Origin of the sequence: Bradyrhizobium sp. 172 (assembly GCF_023101065.1) — a bacterium.
Taxonomy (GTDB): Bacteria; Pseudomonadota; Alphaproteobacteria; order Rhizobiales; family Xanthobacteraceae; genus Bradyrhizobium; species Bradyrhizobium canariense_D.
In genome coordinates this window covers 8,040,153-8,065,447 of record NZ_CP064701.1, presented here as the reverse complement: position 1 = coordinate 8,065,447, position 25,295 = coordinate 8,040,153, and the positions used below count along the sequence as shown (strand labels likewise).

At 63.4% G+C, this 25,295-nt stretch carries 27 protein-coding genes and 1 tRNA gene; 15 read left to right on the top strand and 13 right to left on the bottom strand.

Translation table 11 applies throughout. The features are described 5' to 3' along the window. Positions 1 to 111: 111 nt before the first annotated feature. Entirely contained in the window at positions 112 to 1,512 is a 1,401-nt protein-coding gene (locus IVB07_RS38100; RefSeq protein WP_026233017.1) for an O-antigen ligase family protein, read from the top strand. Beyond that, a complete protein-coding gene (locus IVB07_RS38095) occupies positions 1,509 to 2,531 on the top strand; it encodes a glycoside hydrolase family 5 protein (protein ID WP_247295991.1) in 1,023 nt (340 codons plus the stop codon). The genes IVB07_RS38100 and IVB07_RS38095 overlap by 4 nt, the downstream gene beginning before the upstream one ends. A 165-nt stretch (positions 2,532 to 2,696) precedes the next feature. Here the strand turns inward: IVB07_RS38095 and IVB07_RS38090 are convergent, their stop codons facing one another. The 8 genes from IVB07_RS38090 to IVB07_RS38055 form a co-directional block, all read right to left on the bottom strand. Then, on the bottom strand, positions 2,697 to 2,969 hold the full coding sequence (locus tag IVB07_RS38090) for a DUF1150 domain-containing protein (RefSeq protein ID WP_007598581.1): 273 nt from the start codon (positions 2,967 to 2,969) through the stop codon (positions 2,697 to 2,699). Between the two features lie 51 nt (positions 2,970 to 3,020). Beyond that, positions 3,021 to 3,446, bottom strand: a complete 426-nt coding sequence (locus tag IVB07_RS38085; RefSeq protein WP_026233018.1) for an Hsp20 family protein — start codon at positions 3,444 to 3,446, stop codon at positions 3,021 to 3,023. A 282-nt stretch (positions 3,447 to 3,728) separates the two neighbouring features. Then, on the bottom strand, positions 3,729 to 4,808 hold the full coding sequence (locus tag IVB07_RS38080; RefSeq protein WP_018455749.1) for a sn-glycerol-3-phosphate import ATP-binding protein UgpC: 1,080 nt from the start codon (positions 4,806 to 4,808) through the stop codon (positions 3,729 to 3,731). 5 nt (positions 4,809 to 4,813) lie between these two features. Beyond that, positions 4,814 to 5,662 (bottom strand): sn-glycerol-3-phosphate ABC transporter permease UgpE, encoded by an 849-nt coding sequence (gene ugpE, locus IVB07_RS38075; RefSeq protein WP_018455750.1) that lies wholly within the window; start codon positions 5,660 to 5,662, stop codon positions 4,814 to 4,816. Next, the gene (gene ugpA / locus IVB07_RS38070; protein WP_018455751.1) at positions 5,662 to 6,543 is read right to left on the bottom strand and encodes a sn-glycerol-3-phosphate ABC transporter permease UgpA; all 882 of its coding nucleotides are present in this window, start codon (positions 6,541 to 6,543) and stop codon (positions 5,662 to 5,664) included. The genes ugpE and ugpA overlap by 1 nt, the downstream gene beginning before the upstream one ends. A gap of 47 nt (positions 6,544 to 6,590) precedes the next feature. Then, positions 6,591 to 7,907, bottom strand: coding sequence for a sn-glycerol-3-phosphate ABC transporter substrate-binding protein UgpB (gene ugpB, locus IVB07_RS38065; protein WP_026233019.1), 1,317 nt, complete (start codon positions 7,905 to 7,907; stop codon positions 6,591 to 6,593). A 220-nt stretch (positions 7,908 to 8,127) separates the two neighbouring features. Then, positions 8,128 to 9,345 carry a CaiB/BaiF CoA-transferase family protein gene (locus tag IVB07_RS38060; protein ID WP_026233020.1) on the bottom strand — a complete coding sequence of 406 codons (1,218 nt, stop codon included), beginning with the start codon at positions 9,343 to 9,345 and terminating at the stop codon, positions 8,128 to 8,130. Positions 9,346 to 9,521: 176 nt separating this feature from the next. Next, positions 9,522 to 9,947 carry an organic hydroperoxide resistance protein gene (locus IVB07_RS38055; protein ID WP_007598424.1) on the bottom strand — a complete coding sequence of 142 codons (426 nt, stop codon included), beginning with the start codon at positions 9,945 to 9,947 and terminating at the stop codon, positions 9,522 to 9,524. A gap of 155 nt (positions 9,948 to 10,102) precedes the next feature. Here IVB07_RS38055 and IVB07_RS38050 point away from each other — a divergent pair, with 155 nt between their 5' ends. Beyond that, entirely contained in the window at positions 10,103 to 10,564 is a 462-nt protein-coding gene (locus tag IVB07_RS38050; RefSeq protein ID WP_018455754.1) for a MarR family transcriptional regulator, read from the top strand. Between the two features lie 16 nt (positions 10,565 to 10,580). Here the strand turns inward: IVB07_RS38050 and IVB07_RS38045 are convergent, their stop codons facing one another. The 3 genes from IVB07_RS38045 to IVB07_RS38035 all read right to left on the bottom strand — a co-directional run bounded on the left by IVB07_RS38045 (position 10,581) and on the right by IVB07_RS38035 (position 11,511). Further along, positions 10,581 to 10,823, bottom strand: a complete 243-nt coding sequence (locus IVB07_RS38045; protein ID WP_018455755.1) for a GIY-YIG nuclease family protein — start codon at positions 10,821 to 10,823, stop codon at positions 10,581 to 10,583. Positions 10,824 to 10,958: 135 nt separating this feature from the next. Next, positions 10,959 to 11,034 (bottom strand) — tRNA-Ala (locus IVB07_RS38040). A 66-nt stretch (positions 11,035 to 11,100) separates the two neighbouring features. Further along, entirely contained in the window at positions 11,101 to 11,511 is a 411-nt protein-coding gene (locus IVB07_RS38035; RefSeq protein WP_007598417.1) for a TIGR02300 family protein, read from the bottom strand. Between the two features lie 172 nt (positions 11,512 to 11,683). On the opposite strand from IVB07_RS38035, the gene aroA reads away from it, so the two are divergent. The 12 genes from aroA to IVB07_RS37975 all read left to right on the top strand — a co-directional run bounded on the left by aroA (position 11,684) and on the right by IVB07_RS37975 (position 23,795). Beyond that, entirely contained in the window at positions 11,684 to 13,021 is a 1,338-nt protein-coding gene (aroA, locus tag IVB07_RS38030) for a 3-phosphoshikimate 1-carboxyvinyltransferase (protein WP_247364369.1), read from the top strand. Then, the gene (cmk, locus tag IVB07_RS38025; RefSeq protein ID WP_018455758.1) at positions 13,018 to 13,656 is read left to right on the top strand and encodes a (d)CMP kinase; all 639 of its coding nucleotides are present in this window, start codon (positions 13,018 to 13,020) and stop codon (positions 13,654 to 13,656) included. Before aroA ends, cmk begins: the two co-directional genes overlap by 4 nt. Positions 13,657 to 13,923: 267 nt before the next feature. Continuing rightward, complete coding sequence (rpsA, locus tag IVB07_RS38020) at positions 13,924 to 15,630, top strand: 30S ribosomal protein S1 (protein WP_027566167.1); 1,707 nt, start codon at positions 13,924 to 13,926, stop codon at positions 15,628 to 15,630. A gap of 263 nt (positions 15,631 to 15,893) precedes the next feature. After that, positions 15,894 to 16,874, top strand: a complete 981-nt coding sequence (sppA, locus tag IVB07_RS38015; RefSeq protein WP_018455760.1) for a signal peptide peptidase SppA — start codon at positions 15,894 to 15,896, stop codon at positions 16,872 to 16,874. Positions 16,875 to 17,046: 172 nt separating this feature from the next. After that, positions 17,047 to 17,352: an integration host factor subunit beta gene (locus IVB07_RS38010; RefSeq protein ID WP_007598410.1), complete on the top strand. Its 306-nt coding sequence runs from the start codon at positions 17,047 to 17,049 to the stop codon at positions 17,350 to 17,352. A gap of 71 nt (positions 17,353 to 17,423) precedes the next feature. Then, positions 17,424 to 17,816: a lipopolysaccharide assembly protein LapA domain-containing protein gene (locus IVB07_RS38005; RefSeq protein ID WP_204513028.1), complete on the top strand. Its 393-nt coding sequence runs from the start codon at positions 17,424 to 17,426 to the stop codon at positions 17,814 to 17,816. A gap of 82 nt (positions 17,817 to 17,898) precedes the next feature. Beyond that, entirely contained in the window at positions 17,899 to 18,570 is a 672-nt protein-coding gene (locus IVB07_RS38000) for a phosphoribosylanthranilate isomerase (protein ID WP_018455762.1), read from the top strand. Continuing rightward, positions 18,567 to 19,784 (top strand): tryptophan synthase subunit beta, encoded by a 1,218-nt coding sequence (trpB, locus tag IVB07_RS37995; protein WP_018455763.1) that lies wholly within the window; start codon positions 18,567 to 18,569, stop codon positions 19,782 to 19,784. The genes IVB07_RS38000 and trpB overlap by 4 nt, the downstream gene beginning before the upstream one ends. Continuing rightward, positions 19,781 to 20,617, top strand: coding sequence for a tryptophan synthase subunit alpha (trpA, locus tag IVB07_RS37990; RefSeq protein WP_018455764.1), 837 nt, complete (start codon positions 19,781 to 19,783; stop codon positions 20,615 to 20,617). The genes trpB and trpA overlap by 4 nt, the downstream gene beginning before the upstream one ends. A 124-nt stretch (positions 20,618 to 20,741) precedes the next feature. Beyond that, positions 20,742 to 21,683, top strand: coding sequence for an acetyl-CoA carboxylase, carboxyltransferase subunit beta (gene accD / locus IVB07_RS37985; RefSeq protein WP_018455765.1), 942 nt, complete (start codon positions 20,742 to 20,744; stop codon positions 21,681 to 21,683). Then, positions 21,680 to 23,023, top strand: a complete 1,344-nt coding sequence (locus IVB07_RS37980; RefSeq protein WP_204513029.1) for a folylpolyglutamate synthase/dihydrofolate synthase family protein — start codon at positions 21,680 to 21,682, stop codon at positions 23,021 to 23,023. Before accD ends, IVB07_RS37980 begins: the two co-directional genes overlap by 4 nt. Before the next feature lie 31 nt (positions 23,024 to 23,054). Then, complete coding sequence (locus IVB07_RS37975) at positions 23,055 to 23,795, top strand: metallophosphoesterase family protein (RefSeq protein WP_083926409.1); 741 nt, start codon at positions 23,055 to 23,057, stop codon at positions 23,793 to 23,795. A 9-nt stretch (positions 23,796 to 23,804) separates the two neighbouring features. Here IVB07_RS37975 and IVB07_RS37970 read toward each other — a convergent pair whose 3' ends face one another. Then, positions 23,805 to 24,818: an ATP-dependent DNA ligase gene (locus tag IVB07_RS37970; RefSeq protein ID WP_018455767.1), complete on the bottom strand. Its 1,014-nt coding sequence runs from the start codon at positions 24,816 to 24,818 to the stop codon at positions 23,805 to 23,807. A 145-nt stretch (positions 24,819 to 24,963) separates the two neighbouring features. Continuing rightward, complete coding sequence (trxA, locus tag IVB07_RS37965) at positions 24,964 to 25,284, bottom strand: thioredoxin (protein ID WP_007598398.1); 321 nt, start codon at positions 25,282 to 25,284, stop codon at positions 24,964 to 24,966. Positions 25,285 to 25,295: the final 11 nt, after the last annotated feature.

The following is a 25,295-nucleotide window of genomic DNA, read 5'->3' as shown; positions in this document are numbered from 1 at the left end:
TCATGCTCATCTTGATCTCGAAGGTAGAAGACGCGAATATCTTCCCGTTTGAGACGTAGGGCATAGGGGCGGCCCTCACATCGTTAAGGGCCGTTCGCCGTTGTGGACTGAGTGCACGTGACTGGGAATGGAAGGGCGCCGCTGCACATCGGTGCCGGGGCGGAAGAGCGGCCCGCGGCCGTGCTTCAGGGTGGTCAGCTTGGCGCCGGACTGCATACCGCAGCGGACTCCGATGCATATGAAAGCGCGATCTGGAAAGCGCCAAGCGCCGGCGTGGAACGGCTGGCCAGAAACGTGATCCGCAGCTCGATCACCCTCAACGTGGTCGCATCAATGGGTGTTCTTCACCCCGCATTACTACCTTCAGAGTGGAGCTATGTGCAGCAGGCGGTCGCGCTGCTGATGTGGATCGTCTCGATCTATGCCAGTGTCTTCGTACGGCCGCGGGTCCGGATCCAGCCCAATCCAGATCTCATCGCGTTGGTCACATTTTATGCCCTCGCGGCCGTTTCCGTTCTCTGGACCACGCTTTCCATCGCAGCGATCATGAAGAGCGTTGCACTTGTGGTGACGACTTTCGGTGCGTATTGCCTCATCACGCGTATCGACATCGACGAGATCGTCGGATCCACGGCGCTTGGGCTGTTCGTTCTGGTCGCCGCCTCGGCGTTGTGCGCCGTCTTCGTGCCCGAGATCGGCGTCGACCAGAGCTGGATGCACAACGGCCAGTGGCAAGGAATCTACGAATCGAAGCAGACGCTCGGCTTTATCAGCGCATATCTGATGTTCTTTGCCTGTTATCAGAAGATCACGGGGCAGGGATGGATTGCATTCCTCGTGTCGCTTGTTCTGGCATCGACCTGCGTCATCGCCTCGGAGTCGCGTGGTGCCGGCGCTGTCGCATTCGCGGCGGGCGGGCTGCTCGTGACTTCCATGTGGTCGATCCGCTGCATGAAAATCTATGCGGTGTTGCCATTCATCATGTGCATCCTGGCCGCTCTGCTGATGCTGTATTTTTACGTGACGGGGTACGATTCCATCCATCTCGGCGAGGCGACCGTCGATTTGACCGAGCGGACCTTCATTTGGCAGTACGCCATCGGCCATTTCAACGATGCGCCGCTGCTGGGCTTCGGCATCAACGGATTCTGGACGCGCCCCGCGATCTACGACTATTTCAACCAGAATCATGGCTGGGTGCTCGACAATTATCATAGCGGTTACATCGCGGTCGCGATTGAAACTGGATTTCTGGGATATTTGCTGTTCGTCACGAGCGTTTATCTGTTCTCGGAAAAGGTCCTCTATTTGATCGCCACCCGGTCGATCGATCGGTATCACTGCGCGCTGATCATCGGCTTCGTCGTCCTGAGCTTTCAATCGAACTTCACGGAGACGATGTTTCTTCGCTCGACAATGTTCACGTCGGTGCTGCTCGTCGCATTCTTCTTCGCAGTGTGCAGGCCGGTGCCCCAGCAGGGGCCTGCAGCAATGACGGGGCAAACAGGATGAATGCCATCCGCGTCCGCTGGACGATAGCCTTTCGTCTTGTCTTGGCACTATCCGTGCTTCCGATCTGCTTCCGGACCGAGGCAGCCGGACAGGCCAACACGCCCCCTGCTCCAAAATTGGGGCGCGGCATCAACATCCTCGGCTACGACGGCGTCTGGGAGGGAGGCCGAAACGCGCCATTTCGTCTGGACAACCTCACTGCGATCAGACGCGCCGGGTTCTCGCACGTTCGGATAAATTTCTTCGGCTTTAGATTCATGAATCCGGAGAAGGTAATGGATGAAGTCGTCTTGAGGCGGCTCGATGGCGTCATCGAGGAAGTGCTCGCCCGAAATCTCATCCCCATCCTGGACGAGCACGATACCCATGTTTGTCAGCGCGACATCTCCGAGTGCACAGACAAGCTGAAATCGTTCTGGACCCAAATCGCCGCGCGCTACGCCGGGAAATATCCAGCACTTGTCTTCGAGGTCCTCAACGAGCCGGGCGGGCAGATGTCGTCCACCGGCTGGAACGGCCTTCTGAACGAGTGCCTCAGCATCATCCGCGCCACCAATCCCCGGCGGACGGTCATCGCTTCGGTTCTCAACGTCGACGAGATGCCGGTCGAGGACCTGGTCCTGCCGTCGGATGACCGGAATCTGATCGTCACGTTTCACTATTACGCGCCGATCCGTTTCACCCATCAGGGCGCACCGTGGTCGCCCACATTCTCGCGAATCGGCCCGCTCGACTGGGGTACCCCGGAGGATAAACAGAAGGCCCGCGCCGATTTCGAGAAGATTCGGTCCTGGTCCCAAAGAGAAAAGCGCCCGATCTATCTCGGCGAGTTCGGCGTGTACGAGGCCGCTCCAGCCGAAGCACGGACCAGATATCTGTCATTCGTGGCGCGGAGCGCAGAGCGGCTTGGCTGGGCTTGGGCCTATTGGCAGTTCGATCATGATTTCGCGGCCTTCGACAGCGCGCGTCAAGCCTGGAAGCCGGACATCCTGCGGGCACTGCTTCCGGCCGGGCGTTGAGGTGCATCCGGGACGCGAGCCATCGCCGCACACTGCCTCATTGCGAGCGAGCGAAGCAATCCAAAATCTTGCCACGGAAAGATTCTGGATCCCCCAAAGCAAACGGGCACGCCTTCCTGCGAAGGCATGCCCGCTTGAAACCCTATTCGTGCGACGCGCGCGTGCTCAGTGCACGCTCACCGCTTGCAGCTCGTTGCTCCAGGCGTTGGCGATTGCGGCTTCGCGGCTGTCGGTCAGCATGATCGGCGTGCCGTCGGCGGCGTGGAGCGCGAAGAGCTTGAGGCCCGGCGCGATCTTCGGCGCTTCGGGAAACAGGCCCGGCACATCCTCAGAGCGGATCTGCTTCACATAGGCGATATGGCCTTCGCCGAGGGTTGCCAGCGTTTCCGGCGAGACGTTCTTGGCTTCGTATTCGAACGCAACGTGACCTTCACTCATGGTCTCGACTCCTCTCTCGAAACTAAGCGGTCGAGTCCGCTACTCGTTCCATTATTCGTGCTCATTGATAGCGATTGTCTTAACGATCCTCTCCGGTTCCGGCCGGGCAAGATCGATCGCCAGCAATCCGTTCTTCAGATCCGCACCCAGCACCAGCATCCCCTCCGCCAGCACGAAAGTGCGCTGGAAGTGGCGCGCGGCGATGCCGCGATGGATGTATTGCCGGGTCTTGTCGTCCTGCTGCCGCCCGCGAATGACGAGCTGGTTTTCCTCAATGGTTACATCGAGTTGGTCGCGGGTGAATCCGGCGACCGCCAGCGTGATCCGCAGACGCTCGGGCTGGCCCTCCGACCGGTCGCACCTCTCGATATTGTAGGGAGGGTAACCGTCGGCGCCTTTGACAACCCGATCGAGCACGCGCTCGATCTCGTCGAAGCCCAGAAGGAAGGGACTGGAAAGCATGGGAACACGAGACATAGTTTACAAAGTCCTCTCGAAGCGACTTTGGTGCATCAGGGCCCGTACAGGCACCCCTTGATCAGCAATATGGGCATATCCGCGTGTGGGTTCAAGGACGTAGCCGGGGCTGTGGACTGGCAGCTCACCCGCAAAAGCTGACTTGTCGCCATGGCGCGAAACGCCTGCCACAAGCCGGCCCGACGAAATTGCGGTGTGATTTTTCTCAACAAAAACAAACCCCCTTCTACTGTGCATGGGGTTGTTTTCGCGTTTTTTAATCGACGGCCCAGCGGAACCCGATCAGGCCTCGATCCGCGTCCGCCCATCGCCGCTGAACAGATGCAGCTTTTGGCGCATTGCTGCGACGCGGATCTTCTCGCCGATCGGAGGCGCCTCTGAGCCGGGAATGCGGACGATGACCTCGCCGGGCGGCAGTTCGCCGGGGTTGGCGGCGATGCGCTGCTCGTCCTGAGCCCGCGTGCCGTAAACGAAGGTTTCAGCGCCGACGCGCTCGATCGCTTCCACGGTGAGCGGAAGGGCGACGCCGCCGGCCGGGCTCTGGTCGGTGATGACGAAATCCTCCGGGCGAATGCCGAGGATGCCGGCGTCGGTGCTGCCGAGCTGCGACTTGATCTCGTCGGCGCGAATCGACATCAGATTCATCGGTGGCGCGCCGATGAAGGAGGCGACGAAAGTCGTCGCCGGCTTCTCGTAGATCGCCAAGGGATTGCCGACCTGCTCGACCTGGCCGCCATTCATCACCACGAGAATGTCGGCGAGCGTCATCGCCTCGAGCTGGTCGTGGGTGACGTAGATCGACGTGGTGTTGAGCCGGCGCTGCAATTTGCGGATCTCGACCCGCATCGCGATGCGGAGTTTGGCGTCAAGATTGGAGAGCGGCTCGTCGAACAGAAACACCTTCGGCTGGCGCACGATGGCGCGGCCCATGGCGACGCGCTGGCGCTGGCCGCCGGAGAGCTGGCGCGGCTTGCGCTCCAGCATCGAGGTGAGCTCGAGCACGCGGGCGGCTTCGTCGACGCGGGTCTTGACCTCGGCCTCCTTCATGCCGCGGTTGCGCAGGCCGTAAGCCATGTTGTTGAAGACGCTCATATGCGGATAGAGCGCGTAGTTCTGGAACACCATCGCGATGTCGCGGTCGGCGGGCTCGATCTGGTTGACGATGCGGCCGCCGATGTCGATCTCGCCGCCGGTGACGGTTTCGAGGCCTGCGACCATGCGCAGCAATGTCGACTTGCCGCAGCCGGAGGGCCCGACCAGCACGCAGAACTGGCCGTCGCCGACATCGACGTTGACGCCCTTGATGGCCTCGAAGCCGCCGGGATAGGTTTTGCGGACGTTGCGCAGGGTGACGTTAGCCATGGGATTTACTTTTCCGTCTCCACGAGTCCGCGCACGAACAGTTTCTGCATCACGACGACGACGAACACCGGCGGCAGCATCGCGAGCACGGCCGTCGCCATCACGATCGGCCATTCGGTCAGCGCGTCGGTGGTGGTGATCATCTTGCGGATGCCGACCTGGATGGTCTGCATGTCGTCGCGGGTGGTGATCAGCAGCGGCCAGAGATATTGATTCCAGCCGAGGATGAAGAGGATCACGAACAGCGCCGCCATGTTGGTGCGCGACAGCGGCAGCAGCGTATCCCAGAAGAAGCGCAGGGGACCGGCGCCGTCGATGCGCGAGGCCTCCAGCAGCTCGTCCGGCACCGTCATGAAGAACTGGCGAAACAGCAGCGTCGCGGTGGCGGAGGCGATCAGCGGCAGTGACAGGCCCGCATAGCTGTCGAGCATGTGCAGATCGGCGACGATCTTGTAGGTCGGATAGATGCGCACCTCGACCGGCAGCATCAGCGTGATGAAGATGATCCAGAAGATCGGCATCCGGAAGGGAAAGCGGAAATAGACGATCGCGTAGGCCGAGATGATCGAGATCGCGATCTTGCCGACCGCGATCAGCAGCGCCATCACCAGCGAGTTCAGCATCATGTTGCCGACGGGCTCGCGGGTCGATCCGCTCGTGCCGACGAAAATGGTCTGGTAGTAGACCTCGAAGAAATGGCCGCCCGGCAGCAGCGACATTTGCCCGTTGGCGATCAGCGCGTTGTCCTGGGTCGAGGCGACGAACGCGATGTAGACGGGGAAGGCGACGACCGCGATCCCGATCCAGAGGATGATGTGGGCGATGTTGCGCCGGAAGCCCTCTTCCTCGACCATCAGTAGGTCACCTTGCGTTCGACGAACCGGAACTGGATTCCGGTGAGCACGATGACCATGACCATCAGGATCACCGACTGCGCCGCCGAGCTGCCGAGATTGCCGCCGAGCAGGCCGTCGGAATAGACCTTGTAGACCAGCGTGACCGTCGACGTTCCGGGGCCGCCGCGGGTCATCGTGTCGATGATGCCGAACGTGTCGAAGAAGGCGTAGACGATGTTGACCACCAGCAGGAAGAAGATGGTCGGCGACAGCAACGGGAAGGTCACGGTCCAGAACCGCCGCATCGGACGGGCGCCGTCGATCGCGGCGGCCTCGAACACGCTCTTTGGGATCGCTTGCAGGCCGGCGAGGAAGAACAGGAAATTATAGGAGATCTGCTTCCACGCGGCGGCGAGGATGATCAGCGCCGCGGCCTGGTCGCCGTCGAGCAGCGGATTCCAGTCGACGCCCATATTGCGCAGATAGCGCGAGAGCACGCCGAGCGAGGGATGCAGCATGAAGATCCAGAGCACGCCGACCACGGGCGGTGCCACCGCATAGGGCCAGATCAGGAGCGTGCGGTAGAGCATCGAGCCACGCAGCGGCTTGTCCGCCATCACGGCGAGCAGCAGCGCAAAGGACAGCGACGAGACGGCGATGGCGAACGAGAACAAGAAGGTCCGGACGATCGCCTCGAAATAGGCTGCGTCCTTGAACAGCTCGACGTAATTCTCGAACCAGACAAAGGTGGTCGACAGACCGAACGCATCCTGGAGCAGGAAGGACTGGATCACCGCCTGCAGGGCCGGCCAATAGAAGAAAATCAGGACGATCGCGAGCTGCGGCGCAACCAGCGCGTACGGTAACAGTCTTGACTGGAAGATGGCTTGCTTTTGCATGATGCCAGCAGAGCGGCAGGCCGGGTCGCGGCCTGCCGCTCATTGCCTCACTTGACGGCGGTCTTTTCGAACTGCCGCAGCATCGTGTTGCCGCGCTCGACGGCGGCATCGAGCGCCTGCTTGGCGGTCTTCTTGCCGGCCAGCGCTTGCTCAATCTCTTCCGACCAGACGTCACGCAGCTGCACCATGTTGCCGAGGCGCAGACCGCGCGAATTCTCGGTCGGCTCCTTGTTGGTCAGCTCGAGCAGCGGGGTCTCGAGATAGGGCTGATCCTTGTAGAAGCCTTCTTCCTTCGCCTTGGCGTAGGCCGCCTTGGTGATCGGCAGGTAGCCGGAGGCCTTGTGGATGTAGACCTGGCGATCGGTGTCGGAGAGGAAGGTCAGGAATTTCGCGACGCCCTTGTATTCCTCGGCCGACTTGCCGCCCATCACCCACAGCGAAGCGCCGCCGATGATCGAGTTCTGCGGTGCGCCCTTGACGTCGGGATAATACGGCATCGGCACGGCGGTGAAGTTGAACTTGGCCTGCGCCTTGACGTTGCCGAAGAAGGCCGACGAGGTCAGGTAGATCGGGCACTCGCCCGAAGTGAAGCGGCCTTCGCCGGTGTTGGTGCGGCCGGCGTAGTCATAGGTCTTGGTCTTCTGCAGCTCGACCAGGGTTTCGAGATGCTTGACCTGAAGCGGTCCGTTGAACTCGAGCACGGTGTCGAAGCCGTCGAGGCCGTTGGCCTTGCTGGCGAGCGGCACGTTGTGCCACGCCGAGAGCTGCTCGAGATTGACCCAGGTGATCCAGGAGCCCGAGAAGCCGCAGGTGTCATGACCGGCAGCCTTCAGCTTCTTGGCGGCCTCGAACGTTTCGGGCCAGGTCTTCGGGATCTCTACGTTCGCCTTCTTCAGCTCGTCGAGGTTCACCCACATCACGGTCGAGGACGAGTTGAAAGGGAAGGACAGCATCTCGCCCTTCGACGTCGAATAATAACCGGTGATGGCGGGCAGGTAGATCTTGGGGTCGAACTTCTCGCCGGCGTCGGCCATCAGCTTGTAGACGGGCTTCACGGCGCCGGTCGCGGCCATCATGGTCGCGGTGCCGACTTCGAACACCTGCATGATGTGCGGGGCGTTGCCGGCGCGGAACGCCGCGATGCCGGCGTTCATCGTATCGGGATAGTTGCCCTTGTAGGTCGGGATCACCTTGTAGTCGCTCTGCGACGCGTTGAAGTCGGTGGCGAGCTTGACGATGACGTCGTTGTTGGCGCCGGTCATCGCGTGCCACCACTGGATTTCGGTCACGGCCAAGGCCGGCGAGGCCGATAGTCCAACCGTGAGTGCAATAGCGGCAGCCGCTCCAAAATGTCGAAGAGCCATCAAGTAAACCTCCCTTGGGCCGTCAAAAATGATCGCTTGCGCTAGCAGCGCCATATGACGTTCACATGACTGTGTAAGCGGCCGAAACGAAAGCGGCAAGCGCTGGAAAAGGGAAGCCGTCAAATAGGCGAATGCCGCGCGCGCAGCGTCCTCCGTTCGCGGTGCACAGAGCGCCCGCACCGCACTGCGGCATTGCCGTGGGATGTGGAAGGCGAGGGCGCTAGCGCTTGCGCTCGGGGCCGCAGACAGTGCCCTGCTCGACCATCGCGTCGATCTCGGACCTGGAGTAGCCGAATTCGCCCAGGACCTCGGCGGCGTGCTCGCTGAATTTCGGCGGCAGGCGCCGCAGGCTCGGCTTGCTGCGGTCGAGCCGGATCGGCGACGCCACGCCCTTGTACCAATCCTTCTCGATAATATCGCCGCGCGCGATCGTGTGCGGGTTGGTCAATGCCTGGTCGATCTTCTGCACGGGGCCGGCGGGCAGGCCCGCGGCGAGCAGGCGATTGCACAGCGGCTCGGCCTCGTGCTGGCTGAACACGGCGGCAAGCTCGGCCCGCAGCGCCTCGCGATTGCCGATGCGATCCTTGTTGCGCGCAAAGCGCGGATCGGTGCCGAGCTCGGGCTTGCCGATCTCCTTGGCGAGCTTGCGGAAGGTGCCGTCATTGCCGACGCCGATGAAGATGTCGTCGGTCTTGGTCGGGAAGATCGCATAGGGCACGAGGTTGGGATGCTCGTTGCCGGTGAGCGACGGCGGCTTGCCATGCATGAAATAATTCGCGGTGTGCGGATGCATGATGGCGAGACCGGTCTCGTACAGCGTGGTCTCCAGGAACTGGCCCTGGCCCGAGCGCTGCCGCTCCGACAGCGCCATCAAGATGCCGATCGCCGCATAGAGGCCGGTGCCGATGTCGACCAGCGGCACGCCGATCCGCATCGGTCCGCTCTCGGGCGAGCCGGTCGCCGCGATCATGCCGGTCATGGCCTGGATGATGGCGTCATAGCCGGGATTGCCGCCGCGCGGGCCGTCGGCGCCGAAGCCGCAGATCCGGCAATGCACGAGGCGCGGAAATTTCTCGCGTAACACCTCGTTGCCGATGCCCCATTTCTCCAGCGTGCCCGGCTTGAAGTTCTCGATCAGGACGTCGGCGCTCTCCAGCATCTTGAGCAGCACGGTCCGGCCGCCCTCGGAGGCGAGGTCGAGGCCGATCGAGCGCTTGTTGCGGTTGATGCCGATGAAATAGGCCGCGTCTTCCTCGTGGAAGGGAGGGCCCCAGTCGCGTACCTCGTCGCCTGCGGGCGGCTCGACCTTGATCACGTCGGCGCCATGGTCGGCGAGGATCTGGGTGCAATAGGGGCCGCCGAGCACGCGCGTCAGATCGATGACGCGCAGGCCGCTCATTGCACCCATGGCAGCTCCAGAACTGGCGGCTTCAGTCATGCCTTCGCGTCCCCTGTGTCGGTATTGATCACAGGCCTAACGAGGTTCGTCCGAGCCGGCAATGGCTTCGCGCGTAGGGCGTCATGCAGGCCGCTCGCCGCAATCCCGCGGGATGGCAAATCAAGGGAGGCGGCCGGCCCGAGGGGTATCTCGGGCCAGCCGCTTCAGCTAACCGATCAGACGACCGTCAGACGGACGTCGACATTGCCGCGCGTCGCGTTGGAATACGGGCACACCTGGTGCGCCTTCTCGACCAGCGCCTCGGCTTCCGCGCGGGCGAGGCCCGGCAGCGAGACGGCAAGGTCGATGTCGAGACCGAAGCCGCCGGCCGCGCGCGGGCCGATGCCGACGGTCGAGGTCACGGAGGCGTCGGCCGGAACCTTGGGGCCGCCCTGCGAGGACACGAACTTCATCGCGCCGATGAAGCAGGCGGCATAGCCCGCAGCAAACAGCTGCTCGGGATTGTTGCCGGCGCCGCCTCCGCCGCCGAGCTCCTTCGGCGTGGTGAGCTTGACGTCGAGCGCGCCGTCGAGGGTCGCGGCATGGCCGTCGCGGCCGCCGGTGGCCTTTGCGCTGGTCTTGTAGAGGACGTTCACTGACATTTTTGTCTCCCTGTGTTTTCGGGGTGGGGGCGCCATCTTTATCGCAGGCAATTAGATTGCGCGCAATTGAAATTATAGCGTCTCACATTTAATTGTTCGCAATTGAATGTAGCGACGGCCGGCCCCAGAATGGAGCAAGTCCTGTGAGATTCTCGATGCCCCGGAAACATTCGGCAGCGGACGCGCCGCTGCGCCTCGACAACCAGATCTGCTTCGCGGTCTATTCCGCCGCGCATGCGTTCAACCGCGTCTACAAGCCGCTGCTGGACCGGCTCGGCCTGACCTATCCGCAATATCTGGTGATGCTGGTGCTGTGGGAGCGCGACGACGTGCCGGTCAAGAGCATCGGCGAAAAGCTGCACCTGGATTCGGGCACGCTGACACCGCTGCTCAAGCGGCTCGAGGCGGCCCACCTCGTCAAGCGCACGCGCTCGAGCGAGGACGAGCGTCAGGTGCTGATCGCGTTGACGCCGCAGGGCCAGGCCTTGAAGGACAAGGCGCGGGCCGTGCCGCAATCGATTCTGGCGGCATCGGACTGCTCGGTCTCGGAGCTTGTCGCGATGAAGGACGAGATTGTGGCGTTGCGCGATCGGTTGAATGCGGTGATCGGGGAGTAGGGTTAGAGGTGCGCTCTTAGGACAGCCGCTTCTTTGTGAAGGCTCGGCCGGAGTGAGACTTCAGGTAGGCTTCAAAAGCGAGCGCTTTGTGCTTGTCAGGGAAGGCGCAGTACCAGATCAGCTTCCAAGGCTTGAACTTGGCAGTGTGGGTGGATTTGCCAGCATTGTGCTCTGGAAACCGGCGCTTCAGATCTTCCGTAGCCCCAACGTATTCCTGCTCGGGAAATTCGATGCTGCGGAGGATGTAGACGTACCACATTGACGATTATCGCCCGGGCAGCCGCTGCGTGGGAGTCTCACCAGTCCGTCTTCGCCCTTCGGGCTTCGCCGGACACCACGCTTCGCCCTTCGAGCTCCGCGCGGCTGCGCCACGCGTAGCCCGAAGGGCGAAGCGTGGTGGAGCCAGGCGGGATCGAACCGCCGACCTCTTGCATGCCATGCAAGCGCTCTCCCAGCTGAGCTATGGCCCCTTAACCGTCCGACGCGCCTTGGGCGACGCGTCGGGAAAGACCCAGAACCACAGTTCTGGAATTATCTCAAGTCTCTTCGTCACCGCCGACATCACCAATGATGTCGGTGACGTCCTCATCGCCTTCTTCGTCGTCGGCGATAAAGGTCGAATCATCGTCGTCATCGTCCTCGATAGTTTCATCGACTTCGATGTCGTCCTCGGATTCGGGCACGACGGCCTTGACCTTGCCGGTGTTCTCCTCGGCATCGGCCTCCTCGAGCGAGACCTCCTCGACCTCCGCCGGCTCTGGCGTGGCGTCGGCGGCAGCGGCTGCGTGACGGGCTTCGGCACCGCGGGGTGCGCGAGCCGGCGCGATGGGCGCGATCGGCACGACTTCACCGGTATAGGGCGAGATCACCGGATTCTTGTTGAGGTCATAGAACTTTTTGCCCGTGGTCGGGCAAATACGTTTAGTTCCGAGTTCGGACTTGGCCACGGCAGAGGAATCCTGGAAATGTCTGAAAAGCGGTGCTTCACTTGGCTAGTTGGCGGCCCGCTGTCAATAGCGCATTGCGGGAGAACGACATGCCCGTGACGGCGGGGAGACCATGTGGTACCTGCCCCGCGAGTCCCACAGGGACGTTTCGGGCCTACCCAAGGACACAAACTTGACCGATTCCGACAAGCCGACGCCGCTCCAGTCGCGCGCCAGCGGTCCCCTGACCGGGAAAGTAAGGGTGCCCGGAGACAAGTCGATCTCCCACCGTGCCCTCATCCTCGGCGCGCTCGCGGTCGGAGAGACGCGGATTTCGGGCCTCCTGGAGGGCGAGGACGTCCTTAACACCGCCAAATCCATACAGGCGCTCGGCGCCGGGGTCGAGCGTACCGGAGATTTCGCCTGGAAGGTGAACGGCGTGGGTGTCGCAGGCTTCGCGGAGCCCAAAGCGCCGCTGGATTTCGGCAACTCCGGCACCGGCTGCCGGCTCGTCATGGGCGCCGTCGCCGGCTGTCCGATCTCCGCGGTTTTCGACGGCGATGCCTCACTGCGCAGCCGGCCCATGCGCCGGATCCTGGATCCCCTGGAAAAGATGGGCGCGAAGGTCGTCTCCGGCGGCGCGGGCGGCCGTCTGCCGCTGACCGTCCAGGGTGCGCGCGATCCGCTGCCGATCACCTACAAGACGCCTGTGGCCTCGGCCCAGATCAAATCCGCCGTGCTGCTCGCGGGCCTGGCCGCGCCGGGCGCCACGACCGTCATCGAGACCGAGGCCAGTCGCGACCACACCGAACTGATGCTCAAGCATTTCGGCGCCGAGATCACCTCAGTGCAAGAAGGTCAGCACGGCCGCCGTATCACGCTCGTGGGGCAGCCGGAGCTGCATGGCGCCAATGTCGTCGTGCCCGCCGATCCCTCGTCGGCGGCGTTCCCTATCGTTGCTGCGCTGATCGTCGAAGGCTCCGAAATCGTCCTGTCCGACGTCATGACCAATCCGCTGCGCACCGGTCTTTTCACCACGCTGCGCGAAATGGGTGCCTCGATCGAGGAAAGCGAAGTTCGTGGCGACGCTGGCGAGCCGATGGCAAAGCTGCGGGTACGCGCCTCGAAATTGCGCGGTGTCGAGGTGCCGCCGGAGCGTGCACCGTCGATGATCGACGAATATCTGGTGCTGGCGGTGGCGGCCGCCTTTGCCGAGGGCACGACCATCATGCGCGGCCTCCAGGAGCTGCGCGTGAAGGAATCCGACCGTTTGGAGGCCACCGCCGCCATGCTCCGCGTCAACGGTGTCAAGGTCGAGGTCTGCGGCGACGATTTGATCGTCGAAGGCCGCGGCCACGTTCCCGGCGGCGGCGTGGTGGCCACCCACATGGATCATCGCATCGCGATGTCCGCGCTGGTGATGGGCTGCGCCTCCGATCAGCCGGTAACCGTCGATGACACCGCCTTCATCGCCACCAGTTTTCCGGATTTCATCCCGATGATGCGTTCGCTTGGGGCCGATTTTTCATGATCATTGCCATCGACGGGCCCGCGGCGTCGGGCAAGGGCACCCTCGGCAAGCGCCTTGCCCACCATTACGGCTACCGTCACCTTGATACCGGCGTAATCTATCGCGCGGTGGCCTATTCCCTGATGCAGTCCGGTCATGATCTCCGGGACGAGGCGGCGGCGGTCGCTGCGGCGCTGGAACTCGATCCCGAAAAGTTCGGCAATCCCGCCCTGAAGACCCAGAAGGCCGGCGAGGGCGCCTCGATCGTCTCGGCGATCCCCAAGGTGCGCGAGGCCCTCATCAACTTTCAGCGGCAATTCGCCGCCGATCCGCCCGGCGCCGTGCTCGATGGGCGCGATATTGGAACCGTGATCTGCCCCCATGCCGACGTGAAGATCTTCGTCGTCGCCGACCCCAAGGTCCGTGCCCGCCGCCGGACCATGGAGGCCAAGGCGCGGGGCGAGGAGGCGGACGAGGCGGCCGTGCTCGCCGATATCATCCAGCGCGACGAGCGCGACAAGAACCGGGCGATCGCCCCCCTGAAGCCGGCTCCGGATGCTTACTTGCTAGATAACTCCCAACTGGATATAGAAGGCGGCGTCCGGGCCGCCATCGACATTATCGAGGCCGTCCGAGCGGGCCGGTCGCGGGGTTAAGCCGCTGCCGTCATTGGAGGAAGCGCCCGCTCCCGCTCTTTGAGGTCGATACTCTCGGTCCCTGCTCGGGGCCGACGCGATCCAGGTTCCGGACAAAAGATTTCCACGTATCGAACGCGCGGGCCTCAGCCGGCCCGCTTCCGCTGTTCCGCCCTCCAGGTCGGAGCAGCGAGCGGTCGCTCGAAGGTTCTGCGGACCTTCCGACACTGCGCGTACGGTGCGCCCAAGAACCCAACGGCCGGCATGACATCCGCAACTGGAGAACAAATGGCTTCGACTTCTGCTGATACCTATAGCCCGTCGCGCGACGATTTCGCCGCGATGCTCGACGAGTCCTTCGCAGGCGGCAACCTGCAGGAAAGCTCAGTCATCAAGGGCAAGGTTGTTGCAATCGAAAAGGACATGGCCGTCATCGACGTCGGCCTGAAGACGGAGGGCCGCGTTGCCCTGCGCGAATTTTCCGGCCCCGGCCGTGACAGCGAGCTCAAGGTCGGCGACGAGGTGGAAGTGTTCCTCGATCGGATCGAGAACGCCCTCGGCGAAGCCGTGCTGTCGCGTGACAAGGCGCGCCGCGAAGAGAGCTGGGGCAAGCTCGAGAAGGCCTTCCAGAACAACGAGAAGGTCAACGGCGTCATCTTCAACCAGGTCAAGGGCGGCTTCACCGTCGACCTCGACGGTGCCGTGGCCTTCCTGCCGCGTTCGCAGGTCGACATCCGTCCGATCCGCGACGTTGCGCCGCTGATGAACAACTCGCAGCCGTTCCAGATCCTCAAGATGGACCGCCGCCGCGGCAACATCGTCGTGTCCCGCCGCACGGTTCTCGAAGAGACCCGCGCCGAGCAGCGTCAGGAGCTGGTGCAGAACCTCGAAGAGGGTCAGGTCATCGACGGCGTGGTCAAGAACATCACCGATTACGGTGCGTTCGTTGATCTCGGCGGCATCGACGGTCTGCTGCACGTCACCGACATCGCGTGGCGCCGCGTCAACCACCCGACCGAGGTGCTCTCGATCGGCCAGACCGTGAAGGTCAAGATCATCAAGATCAACCACGAGACGCACCGCATCTCGCTGGGCATGAAGCAGCTGTTGGACGATCCGTGGCAGGGCATCGAAGCCAAGTACCCGCTGGGTGCCCGCTTCACCGGTCGCGTCACCAACATCACCGACTACGGCGCGTTCGTCGAGCTCGAGCCGGGCATCGAAGGCCTGATCCACGTCTCCGAGATGTCGTGGACCAAGAAGAACATGCACCCCGGCAAGATCGTTTCGACCTCGCAGGAAGTCGAAGTGCAGGTGCTGGAAGTCGATTCCGTCAAGCGCCGCATCTCGCTCGGCCTCAAGCAGACCATGCGCAACCCGTGGGAGGTCTTCGTCGAAGGTCACCCGACCGGTTCGACGGTCGAGGGCGAGGTCAAGAACAAGACCGAATTCGGTTTGTTCCTGGGCCTCGAGGGCGACGTCGACGGCATGGTCCATCTCTCCGACCTCGACTGGAAGCAGCCGGGCGAGCAGGTGATCGACAACTACAAGAAGGGCGACATGGTGAAGGCCGTGGTGCTCGATGTGGACGTCGAGAAGGAGCGCATTTCTCTTGGAATCAAACAGCTTGAAGGCGACCCCTTCGCCGAGCCGGGCGATGTCAAGAAGGGCGCGGTCGTGACCTGCGAAGTGATCGAAGTGAAGGAGAGCGGCATCGAGGTGAAGATCACCGGTACCGACTTCACCACGTTCGTGAAGCGCTCGGAGCTCGCTCGTGACCGCAACGATCAGCGCGCCGAACGCTTCGCCGTCGGCGAGAAGGTCGATGCCCGCGTGATCCAGTTCGACAAGAAGGCCCGCAAGGTCCAGGTGTCGATCAAGGCGCTCGAAGTCGCCGAAGAGAAGGAAGCCATCGCGCAGTACGGCTCTTCCGATTCGGGAGCAACGCTCGGCGACATCCTCGGCACCGCGCTCAAGAACCGCGACACCAAGTAAGCGAAACGCAGGTTTCACTGCATCAAAGCCCCGGCGCGAGCCGGGGCTTTTTGTAGTGAGGTCGTCGCCCGGATGGGGCGAAGTGAAATCCGGGAAAGCCTCTCCGTGAGGCGAGAACCCCGGATTACGCTTGCGCTCCATCCGGGCTACGCGGCAGCCGGCCTTGTTTTCTTCTAATTGCGCCGCAATTGATGTATCCAGATAAGCCAATGGCGACGCTGCGACGGCACAACGCGCCTGGCCTTTCATTTGGAGATATTGAGATGTCACTCGATTCGGACATCATCGTCGATCGCCGCAGGATCCGCCGCAAGCTGACGTTCTGGCGCGTATTGGCCGCGCTGATCGCGATCGCGGCGATCGCAGGCTTCGCGCTGGTCGCGACGCCTGGTGCGCGCGGCACGTTCGCGTCCGCCGGCTCGATCGCGCGGGTCCAGATCGAGGGCCTGATCCGCAGCGATTCCGATCGCACCCAGGCGCTCGAGCGGCTGGAGAATTCGCAGGCCGCCGCCGTCATCGTTCACATCAATTCGCCGGGCGGCACCACCGCCGGCTCCGAGCAGCTCTATGATTCGCTTGTACGGTTGAAGGCAAAGAAGCCGCTCGTTGTCGTCGTCGAAGGCCTCGCCGCCTCCGGCGGCTACATCACCGCGATCGCCAGCGATCACATCATCGCCCAGCAGAGCTCGCTGGTCGGCTCGATCGGCGTGCTGTTCCAGTTTCCGAACGTCTCGGAGCTGTTGAAGACCGTCGGCGTCAAGGTCGAGGAGGTAAAGTCCACGCCGCTGAAGGCCGCGCCCAACGGTTTCGAGCCAACCAGCCCTGAGGCACGGGCGGCGCTCGATGCGTTGGTGAAGGATTCCTATGCCTGGTTCAAGGGATTGGTGAAGGAACGGCGTGGCATGGATGACACGCAGCTCGAGAAAGTGGTTGATGGCCGTGTCTTCACCGGACGCCAGGCCATCGATCTCAAGCTGATCGATCAGATCGGCGACGAGAAGACCGCCGTGACCTGGCTGGTCGAGCAGAAGGGCGTCAAGAAGGGGCTCTCCGTGCGCGATTACAAGCTGCAGCCGCGCTTCAGCGATCTGCCGTTCCTCAAGACGGCGGCCGCAGTAACGCTGGAAGCACTGGGTTTAGGCTCGATTGCGCATCAAATCGGACAAACCGGCGTCGCACAGGCGGTCGATCGGCTCGGAATGGATGGAATGCTCGCCTTGTGGCAGCCGGCGGCGTCGAACTGACCGGAACCGCGCGAGCCACAGAGGTTTTTCCCGTTCGGCGCGTGTAGGTCCAGCCCGCTTTTTCGGCATTTGTCACGTGTTTTCACGACGCTCAACCCTCATTTAGCGTCTTGACAGATCACGGTATTTTCACGGAAATGGTCGTCCGCACGCTCCCGGGTCCTATCTCTCGATGATCAAATCCGAACTTGTTCAGCGTATCGCCGAGCACAACCCGCATCTGTACCAGCGGGATGTCGAGAACATTGTGAATGCGATTCTCGAAGAGATCGTAGCGGCTCTCGCGCGCGGTGATCGCGTCGAGTTGCGCGGCTTCGGTGCCTTCTCGGTCAAGCATCGCCCTGCGCGCGCAGGGCGCAATCCGCGCACCGGCGCCCATGTGCCTGTCGATCAGAAGAGCGTTCCGTTCTTCAAGACCGGCAAGGAAATGCGCGAACGGCTGAATCGCGACCATCCGGATCCAGGCGCGCCAGACTGAGGTCCACCTCAGGGTTTCCCGCGGTCGCCAGTGATGCGGCCGCAACCTTGATTCAAGGCGAGCGAGCCGAGATGCGAAAATTCCTGAGCGCGCTGGTCGTGATTCCGCTGGGCCTGGTCCTGATGGTCTTTGCCGTCGCCAACCGGCATTTCGTCACGGTCTCGTTCGATCCCTTCGTTTCCAACGACCCGTCATTCTCGGCAACGCTGCCGCTGTTCCTGCTCCTGATCGTGGTGGCTGCGCTCGGGGTCCTCGTGGGCGGGTGTGCCGTCTGGTTCGGCCAGCGGCACTGGCGGCGTGCGGCGCGCCGGCATGACGCGGATGCCCGGGCCGCGCGAGGCGAGCTGGCTGATCTGCGGGCCCAGTCTGCCGCAGCAAGGCCTGAGTCCCAGCGCCTCCCCGTTCCCTCCGGTGTGGGGCTTTACGGGCCCGTCGGGCGAGACAAGCAGCGCGCGACGTTGTAGAAGCGGCCGCAACCGAAAAGCCCGTTTTCCGGCCGCGGACCCGCGGCCCTCCATTTGCTTTGAGCCCATATCCGTCGAGAACATGTCCTTGCTCGTCAAAATCTGCGGCCTGTCCACGCCCGAGACGCTCGAAACGGCGCTCGAGGCGGGTGCCGACATGGTGGGCTTTGTGTTCTTCCCGCCGTCGCCGCGGCATTTGTCGCTGGAAGCCGGCCGGGAGCTCGGCCGGCAGGTGAAGCGGCGCGCGCTCAAGGTCGCGCTCACCGTCGATGCCGACGATGCCACGCTCGACAACATCATGGACGCGCTGTCGCCGGACATTTTCCAGCTTCATGGCACGGAGAGCGTGGCCCGGCTGCGCGACATCAGGCAACGGGTCGGTCGTCCGGTGATGAAGGTCGTGCCGGTCGCAACGTCAGCGGATCTCGCCGTGCTGCCCGGTTACGCCGAGATAGCCGAACGCATCCTGTTCGATGCGCGCGCACCGAAGGACGCAACGCGGCCAGGCGGCCTCGGCGCACCATTCGATTGGCATCTGCTCGGAAACCTGGAGCTCGCGTTGCCGTATATGGTCTCGGGCGGCCTCAGCGCCGACAACGTCGCCGAAGCCGTTCGCGTCACCCGGGCCGGTGGCGTCGACGTCTCCTCCGGTGTCGAGAGCGCCCCGGGCGTGAAGGACCCCGAGATGATCAAGGCCTTCATTCGCGCCGCGCGCGCAAGCCAAGATGCAAGTCAAGAGTTGAGCGTCCGATGAATGTTGCAAAACCCAATTCCTATCGCAGCGGCCCCGACGAGCGCGGCCATTTCGGCATTTTCGGCGGACGCTTCGTTGCCGAAACCCTGATGCCGCTGATCCTCGATCTGGAGAAAGCCTACACCGAGGCCAAGGTCGACCCGGCCTTCCAGATCGAGATGAACGGCTATCTCAAGAATTATGTCGGCCGGCCCTCGCCGCTCTATTTCGCCGAGCGTCTGACCGAGCATCTGGGCGGCGCCAAGATCTACCTCAAGCGCGAAGAGCTCAACCACACCGGCTCGCACAAGGTGAACAACGTGCTCGGCCAGATCATGCTGGCGCGACGCATGGGCAAGAAGCGCATCATCGCCGAGACCGGCGCCGGCCAGCACGGTGTCGCCACCGCGACGCTGTGTGCGCGCTTCGGCCTGGAATGCATCGTCTATATGGGCGCCGTCGACGTCGAGCGGCAGCAGCCCAACGTCATCCGCATGGAGATGTTGGGCGCAACGGTCATTCCAGTGCAGTCGGGCACGCGCACGCTGAAGGATGCCATGAACGAGGCGCTGCGCGACTGGGTCACCAACGTGCACAACACCTTCTACTGCATCGGCACGGTCGCGGGTCCGCATCCCTATCCGACGCTGGTCCGCGACTTCCAGTCGATCATCGGCAACGAGACCAAGGTGCAGATGCAGGAGATCGAAGGCCGCCTGCCGGATTCGCTGGTCGCCTGTATCGGCGGCGGCTCCAACGCGATGGGCCTGTTTCATCCGTTCCTCGACGATTCCACCGTCGAGATCTTCGGCGTCGAAGCTGCGGGCCACGGGCTGACGCAACTGCATGCGGCGTCGATCGCGGGCGGTCGTCCCGGCGTGCTGCACGGCAACCGCACCTATCTCCTGATGGACGCCGACGGCCAGATCCAGGACGCGCATTCGATCTCCGCCGGGCTCGACTATCCCGGCATCGGCCCCGAGCACTCCTGGCTGCACGAGATCGGCCGCGTGAACTATCTCTCCGCGACCGACGACGAGGCCCTCGCAGCGTTCCAGTTGCTGTCAAAGCTGGAAGGCATCATCCCCGCGCTCGAGCCGGCACATGCCATCGCCAAAGTGATGGAGCTCGCGCCGAAGCGGACCAAAGATCACCTGATGGTCGTCAACCTCTCCGGCCGCGGCGACAAGGACGTCCCGCAGGTCGGCGACATCCTGAGGGGCAAGAGCAAGTGACCACGCGTATCGACACCCGTTTCGCCGAGCTGAAGAAAGCCGGCCGCTCGGCCTTCGTGACTTATGTGATGGCCGGCGATCCCGATCTCACGACGTCGCTCAATATCGTCAAGGCGTTGCCCAAGGCAGGCGCCGACGTGATCGAACTCGGTATTCCCTTCACCGATCCGATGGCGGATGGTCCCTCGATTCAGGCTGCCGGTCTGCGCGCGCTCAAGAACGGCATGACGTTGAAGAAGACGCTGGAACTGGTGCGTGATTTCCGCAAGGACGACAACGTCACGCCGCTGGTGCTGATGGGCTATTACAATCCGATCTACATCTACGGCGTCGACAAGTTTTTGGTTGATGCCAAGACGGCCGGGGTCGACGGCCTGATCATCGTCGATCTGCCACCCGAGGAAGACGAGGAGCTCTGCATTCCCGCGCTGAAGGCGGGCCTGAACTTCATTCGCCTGGCGACCCCGACCACCGACGACAAGCGCCTGCCCGCGGTGCTCGCGAACACGTCAGGCTTTGTCTACTATGTCTCTATCGCCGGCATCACCGGCGCAGCGGCGGCGGACGCCAATGCCGTTGGCGACGCGGTCGCGCGCATCAAGCGGCATACCAAGCTCCCGATATGCGTCGGTTTCGGCATCCGCACGCCGGAGGCGGCGCGCGCCATTGCCGAAAAGGCCAATGGCTCGGTAGTCGGCACCGCGCTGGTCGATGCGCTCAAGAACAGCCTCGATGCGGAAGGGCGCGCGACGGCCAAAACCGTCAACGCCGTCGCCGAGCTGACGGCGGCACTGGCCCAGGGCGTCAAGGGCGCGCAACAGGCGGCGGAATAGGCCTTAATTCCGCGGCCAAGTCCGACGAGCAAGGCGGACGATACGGCGGCTTGCCGGGCCGGGTCCCGGCCGCCATATATCCCTTCAGGTGGTCCCCAGGCGGGATCGCACATCGGAGCAAACCATGAACTGGCTTACCAATGTGGTCCGGCCGAAGATCCGCAACATGCTGCGGCGGGAGACGCCGGAGAATCTGTGGATCAAGTGCCCGGATTCCGGACAGCTCGTGTTCTACAAGGACGTCGAGGCCAACCAGTTCGTCATCCCCGGCTCGAACTATCATATGCGCATGAATGCGGTGGCGCGTCTGAAGTCGATTTTCGACAATGAGACCTGGTACGACGTCGCGCTGCCTGACGTCACGCCCGATCCGCTCAAGTTCCGTGACGAGAAGAAGTACGTCGATCGCATCAAGGATGCCCGCGCGCGGACCAATCTGAACGACGCGATCAAGGTCGGCTACGGCAAGCTCGAAGGTGCCGCCGTCGTCGTCGCGGTGCAGGATTTCGACTTCATGGGCGGCTCGCTCGGCATGGCCGCGGGCGAAGCCATCGTGCGCGGGCTCGAGCTCGCGGTCGAGAAGAAGTCACCCTTCATCGTGTTCGCCGCCAGTGGTGGCGCGCGCATGCAGGAAGGCATCTTGTCGCTGATGCAGATGCCGCGCACCACGGTCGCGGTGCAGATGCTGCGTGAAGCAAAACAGCCCTACATCGTCGTGCTGACCAACCCGACCACCGGCGGCGTCACTGCGTCCTATGCGATGCTCGGCGACGTGCAGATTGCCGAGCCCGGTGCGCTGATCGGTTTTGCCGGCGCGCGCGTGATCGAGCAGACCATCCGCGAAAAACTCCCCGAGGGGTTTCAGCGCGCCGAATACCTCAAGGAGCACGGCATGATCGACATGGTCGTGCATCGCCACGAATTGCGCCCGACCCTGGCGCGGCTCTGCCGACTGTTGACCAGGGCGCCGGCGCTTGAGACCGCGTCAAAGCCGGTGCAGCCGGTCGTCAGTCCGGCGCAGATTGTATCGGCTCCCGAAACGGCGCCGGCCGCGCCGCACGCGTGAACGCTTCCTCCGACCGCGCAAAGCCGCCGCTCGACGAATTGATCGGGCGGCTGTCGGCCCTGCACCAGAAACGCATCGATCTCGGGCTGGAGCGGATGCACCGCCTGTTCGAGCGGCTCGGTCATCCCGAGCGCAAGCTGCCGCCGGTGATCCACATCGCCGGTACCAACGGCAAGGGCTCGACGCTCGCTTATCTGCGCGCGACGCTGGAGGCAGCTAACCTGCGCGTCCACGCTTACACTTCACCCTATCTCGTTCGCATCAACGAATGCTTCCGGCTCGGCCGCGTCGGGGGCGGCGTGCTGGTCGGCGACGACGAGTTGCGCGCGGCACTGGAAGAGGTCGAGCGTGTCAATGCCGGCGAGCCGGCCACCGTGTTCGAGCTCAAGACGGCGGCTGCATTTCATCTGTTCGCGCGGAACCCGGCCGATGTGGTTCTGCTGGAGGTCGGCCTTGGCGGTCGGCTTGATTCAACCAATGTGGTTGACGCGCCGGCGGCCTGCGTGATCACGCCTGTCAGCATGGACCACATGGATTTCCTCGGTGACACCTTGACGTCGATCGCGGGCGAAAAGGCTGGGATCATCAAGCGTGGCGTGCCCGTGGTTTGCGCCGAGCAGCCGGCTGAGGCGATGGCCGTGATCGAGGCGCAGGCCAGGCGCATGCGCGCGCCGTTGTTTGCCGCGGGCGAGAGCTGGCATGTCAATGTCGAGAACGGGCGGCTGGTTTATTCCGATGAGCGCGGCTTGATGGATCTCACAGCGCCGCGCCTGTTCGGCCGGCACCAGTTCGACAATGCCGGTCTCGCCATCGCGACGTTGCGGGCCACCAACGCCTTCAAGATCAACCAGGCGGCGTTCGAGGCGGGGATCGTCGGTGCGGAATGGCCGGCGCGGATGCAGCGCATCGCTTCGGGCGAGCTGCTCGCTCTCGGCCCGCAGGGCTCGGAGATCTGGCTCGACGGCGGCCACAATGCGGAAGGCGGCCGCGTCGCGGCGGCCGCGCTCGGCGATCTCGAAGAGCGGGTGTCGCGGCCGCTGGTCGTGATCGTGGGCATGATGGCCAACAAGGACGCGAAAGGCTTTCTCGCCAATTTCGCCGGTCTGACCCGTCACATCATCGCAGTGCCGATTCCCGACACCGACAACGCGATGCCGGTCGACCGCCTTACGGATGCCGCCCGCAGCCTCGGCATGCGCGTCGAGCCCGCGCCCGGCGTGGAGGCCGCACTGCGCGCCTTGGCGAAGCTCGCCTACGAAGTGCCGCCGCGCATTCTGATCACCGGCTCGCTCTATCTCGCCGGCCACGTGCTCGCCATCAACGGCACGCCTCCTGTATAGTCTTCGCTCCATCCGAGCTACGGGAAGACCCATGCGTTTTGCCGCGATTGCCGACGTCCACGGAAATTACCTGGCGCTGGAAGCTGTGCTCGCCGACATCCGCGCGCAAGGCGTCTCCGAGATCGTCAATCTCGGCGACATGCTGAGCGGCCCGCTCGATGCGCGCCGGACCATCGAAATCCTGATGCAGCTCGATGCCGTGCACGTGCTCGGCAATCATGACCGCTATCTGCTCGACCGTCCGCCCGAGAAGATGGGCTCGTGGGATCGCCCGGCCCATGCCGCGCTCAATGCCGCGCAACTCGACTGGCTGCGCGCGCAGCCGATGACGCGCGTCTTTCGCGATCAGGTGTTCCTCTGCCACGCGACGCCCGACAATGACGAAGTCTATTGGCTCGATACCGTGCATCCCGACGGCGCGGTGGCGCTGTCGCCGCTCGATCGCATCGAGAAATTTGCGCAAGGCATCACGCAATCGCTGATCCTGTGCGCCCACACCCATCTCGCCCGTGCCGTGCGACTTCGCGACGGAAGGCTGATCGTCAATCCCGGCAGCGTGGGCGGCCCGGGCTTCCGTGACAAGCATCCGTTCCCGCATGTCGTCGAGGCCGGCACGCCGCACGCGCGCTATGCGATCCTTGAGCTAACCGATGGTGCCTGGCAGGTCACGTTCCGCCATGTGGTCTATGATCACGAGGCGATGGCCACGCTCGCTCGCCGCAACGGCCAGCCGGAGTTGGCGAACGCGCTGGCGACGGGATGGCTTGCCTAGCGGCTACGGCTACGGCTGTTTTAGCAGCTTCATCGGATCCACCGCCTTCTGCTTCAGCTGCTCGAAGCTGCATTGCCGCGGGGCCTTGTCGAGGCGCCAGCGCAGGATCGAGGTGCCGTGGCGAAAGCGGTCGCCGCTGAAATGGTCATAGCAGACCTCGATCACCAGCTTCGGCTTGAGCGGACACCACTTCGCCGAGCGCTCGGTGGACCAGCGGCTGGGGCCGCCCGGCGCGTTGCCGGTGAAGCCGGGCTCGCCGATCAATGCCTCAAGCCGATCGGTCAGGTCAGGCTTTTCCGCCGCTTTGATCGCCGAGGTGAAGCCGACATGGTGCAGGAGACCATCGTCATCGTAAAGCCCGAGCAGCAGCGAACCGACCACGCTCCGGCCGGCGATCTTGTTGGTCGCATAGCGGAAACCGCCGACCACGCAATCGGCGCTGCGGAATTTCTTGATCTTCTGCATGCCGTCGCGATTTCCCGCCTGGTAGGGCAGGTCGACGCGCTTGGCGATGACGCCGTCCGAGCCGCCGCCGGATTGCGCCAGCCACTTTTTCGCAAGGGCGTAGCTCGTCGTCGCCGGTGAGAGGCGGAAGATGCTGCTTTTCAGATTCGCCTTGGCAAACGCTTCCAGCGCCGGTCGCCGCTCCCTCAGCGGTTGCCCGGCAAGCTGCTTCTCCCTGGCCGTCGCAAGCAGATCGAAGGCGAGATAGAGCGCCGGCGTCTCCTCCGAGAGTTTCTTCACGCGGCTCGCCGCAGGGTGAATGCGTTGCAGCAGCGCGTCGAAGGAAAACCCCTTGCCGTGCGGCACGACGATCTCGCCGTCGAGGGTGAAGCGATCCGCCTTCAGCTTCAGCGCCGCGGCGACGATCTCGGGGAAATAACGCGCAAGGTCTTCACCGGATTTCGAGCGCAGATCAATGCTGCCGCCGTTGCGCGAGAGCAGGCAACGAAAGCCATCCCATTTCGGCTCGTATTGCCACTCCTTGCCGCGCGGGATCGCGTCGACCGAGCGCGCCTCCATCGCCACGAGGGGGTCCGACTTTCGCGCGCGTTTTGCGGGAGGAGGAGGCAACAGGCGGGACTCATCATACGCTGGACATGTCCCATCAACGCGAAACGGCCGACTTTCGCCGGCCGTTTCCAAAAATAATCTTGCGCGCGGCGGATCAGACCGCGGAAGTGATCCACTGCTGCAGCTTCGCCTTCGGCGCCGCGCCGACCTGGCGGGAGGCCATCTCGCCGCCCTTGAAGATCATCAGGGTCGGGATCGACATCACGCCATATTTCGACGCGGTCTTCGGGCTCTCGTCGACGTTGAGCTTCACGATCTTGACCTTGTCGCCCATCGCGCCGGCGATCTCGTCGAGCGCGGGTGCGATCATGCGGCAGGGGCCGCACCATTCGGCCCAGAAATCGACGACCACGGGGCCGTTTGCCTTGAGCACTTCGGCTTCGAAATCGGTGTCAGAAACCTTACCAACGGCCATGGGAGTACCTC

Excerpts from the sequence above, each read along its gene's own strand:
- IVB07_RS38095 (WP_247295991.1), top strand. The coding sequence starts at position 1,509 with ATGAATGCCATCCGCGTCCGCTGGACGATAGCCTTTCGTCTTGTCTTG.
- IVB07_RS38090 (WP_007598581.1), bottom strand. The coding sequence starts at position 2,969 with ATGAGTGAAGGTCACGTTGCGTTCGAATACGAAGCCAAGAACGTCTCG.
- IVB07_RS38085 (WP_026233018.1), bottom strand. The coding sequence starts at position 3,446 with ATGTCTCGTGTTCCCATGCTTTCCAGTCCCTTCCTTCTGGGCTTCGAC.
- IVB07_RS38080 (WP_018455749.1), bottom strand. The coding sequence starts at position 4,808 with ATGGCTAACGTCACCCTGCGCAACGTCCGCAAAACCTATCCCGGCGGC.
- ugpE (WP_018455750.1), bottom strand. The coding sequence starts at position 5,662 with ATGGTCGAGGAAGAGGGCTTCCGGCGCAACATCGCCCACATCATCCTC.
- ugpA (WP_018455751.1), bottom strand. The coding sequence starts at position 6,543 with ATGCAAAAGCAAGCCATCTTCCAGTCAAGACTGTTACCGTACGCGCTG.
- ugpB (WP_026233019.1), bottom strand. The coding sequence starts at position 7,907 with ATGGCTCTTCGACATTTTGGAGCGGCTGCCGCTATTGCACTCACGGTT.
- IVB07_RS38060 (WP_026233020.1), bottom strand. The coding sequence starts at position 9,345 with ATGACTGAAGCCGCCAGTTCTGGAGCTGCCATGGGTGCAATGAGCGGC.
- IVB07_RS38055 (WP_007598424.1), bottom strand. The coding sequence starts at position 9,947 with ATGTCAGTGAACGTCCTCTACAAGACCAGCGCAAAGGCCACCGGCGGC.
- IVB07_RS38050 (WP_018455754.1), top strand. The coding sequence starts at position 10,103 with ATGCCCCGGAAACATTCGGCAGCGGACGCGCCGCTGCGCCTCGACAAC.
- IVB07_RS38045 (WP_018455755.1), bottom strand. The coding sequence starts at position 10,823 with ATGTGGTACGTCTACATCCTCCGCAGCATCGAATTTCCCGAGCAGGAA.
- cmk (WP_018455758.1), top strand. The coding sequence starts at position 13,018 with ATGATCATTGCCATCGACGGGCCCGCGGCGTCGGGCAAGGGCACCCTC.
- rpsA (WP_027566167.1), top strand. The coding sequence starts at position 13,924 with ATGGCTTCGACTTCTGCTGATACCTATAGCCCGTCGCGCGACGATTTC.
- sppA (WP_018455760.1), top strand. The coding sequence starts at position 15,894 with ATGTCACTCGATTCGGACATCATCGTCGATCGCCGCAGGATCCGCCGC.
- IVB07_RS38010 (WP_007598410.1), top strand. The coding sequence starts at position 17,047 with ATGATCAAATCCGAACTTGTTCAGCGTATCGCCGAGCACAACCCGCAT.
- IVB07_RS38005 (WP_204513028.1), top strand. The coding sequence starts at position 17,424 with ATGCGAAAATTCCTGAGCGCGCTGGTCGTGATTCCGCTGGGCCTGGTC.
- IVB07_RS38000 (WP_018455762.1), top strand. The coding sequence starts at position 17,899 with ATGTCCTTGCTCGTCAAAATCTGCGGCCTGTCCACGCCCGAGACGCTC.
- trpB (WP_018455763.1), top strand. The coding sequence starts at position 18,567 with ATGAATGTTGCAAAACCCAATTCCTATCGCAGCGGCCCCGACGAGCGC.
- accD (WP_018455765.1), top strand. The coding sequence starts at position 20,742 with ATGAACTGGCTTACCAATGTGGTCCGGCCGAAGATCCGCAACATGCTG.
- IVB07_RS37975 (WP_083926409.1), top strand. The coding sequence starts at position 23,055 with ATGCGTTTTGCCGCGATTGCCGACGTCCACGGAAATTACCTGGCGCTG.
- IVB07_RS37970 (WP_018455767.1), bottom strand. The coding sequence starts at position 24,818 with ATGGAGGCGCGCTCGGTCGACGCGATCCCGCGCGGCAAGGAGTGGCAA.
- trxA (WP_007598398.1), bottom strand. The coding sequence starts at position 25,284 with ATGGCCGTTGGTAAGGTTTCTGACACCGATTTCGAAGCCGAAGTGCTC.